The organism is Streptomyces sp. SID5910 (assembly GCF_009862125.1).
Classification (GTDB): Bacteria; Actinomycetota; Actinomycetes; order Streptomycetales; family Streptomycetaceae; genus Streptomyces.
The window spans coordinates 1-1,034 of the sequence record NZ_WWHX01000737.1 but is presented as its reverse complement, the minus strand read 5'-3'; the positions used below and the strand labels follow the sequence as shown (position 1 = coordinate 1,034).

General features: G+C 69.2%; 1 protein-coding gene. It reads right to left on the bottom strand.

Going from position 1 to position 1,034, the window contains the following annotated elements; genetic code table 11:
* Positions 1–6: 6 nt before the first annotated feature.
* Positions 7–1,034: glycoside hydrolase family 18 protein (locus GTW67_RS25920; protein WP_161167202.1), on the bottom strand; the 1,028-nt coding region annotated here is incomplete at its 5' end.

Sequence of the window (1,034 nt, the reverse complement as noted above, 5' to 3'; positions counted from 1 at the left end):
GGCCGGTCAGCCGATCGACCTGATCAGCTCACCGTTCGTGGTGTCCCCGCTCAGCTCCCAGAAGAACGTGCCGCCCAGACCCTGCTGGTTCTTGTACGTCATCTTCGTCGCGATGGTCGCCGGGGTGTCGTAACTCCACCAGTCGCTCCCGCACTTGGCGTACGCGGTGCCGGCCACCGTGCCGGTCGCCGGGCACGCCGTCCTGAGCACCTTGTAGTCCTCGATCCCGTTCTCGTACGTCCCCTTGGCCGGTCCGGTCGCGGTGCCGCCGGGTGCCGACTGGGTGACTCCGGTCCAGCCGCGCCCGTAGAAGCCGATGCCGAGCAGCAGCTTCGAGGCCGGGATCCCGAGGCCCTTGAGCTTCGCGATGGTCGCGGAGGTGTGGTAATCCGCCTTCGGAATACCGGAGTACGAGGTCAGCGGCGAGTGCGGCGCCGTCGGACCGGCGGCGTCCCAGGCGCCGAAGAAGTCGTACGTCATCGGGTTGTACCAGTCGACGTACTGGGCGGCGCCCGCGTAGTCGGCCGCGTCGATCTTGCCGCCGGACGTCGCGTCGGCCGTGATGGCCGCCGTGACGAGGTTGCCGGAGCCGAACTTGGCGCGCAGGGCGCCCATCAGCGCCGGGAACGCCGCCCGCCCGCTGGTGTCGCAGGTGAGGCCGCAGGCGTTCGGGTACTCCCAGTCGATGTCGATGCCGTCGAAGACGCCGGCCCACTTCGAGTTCTCGACCAGGTCGTAGCAGGACTGGGCGAACGCGGCCGGGTTCTTCGCGGCCTCGGCGAAGCCGCCGGACCAGGTCCAGCCGCCGAAGGACCACAGGATCTTGAGGTTCGGGTGCTTCTTCTTGAGCTTGAGCAGCTGGTTGAAGTTGCCGCGCAGCGGCTGGTCCCAGGTGTCGGCGGCGCCGTCGACGGACTCCGCCGCGGTGTACGCCCGGTCGGTGGCCGCGTAGGCGTCGCCCATGGCGCACTTGCCGCCGGTGACGTTGCCGAACGCGTAGTTGATGTGGGTGAGCTTGGCGCCCGAGCCGGACA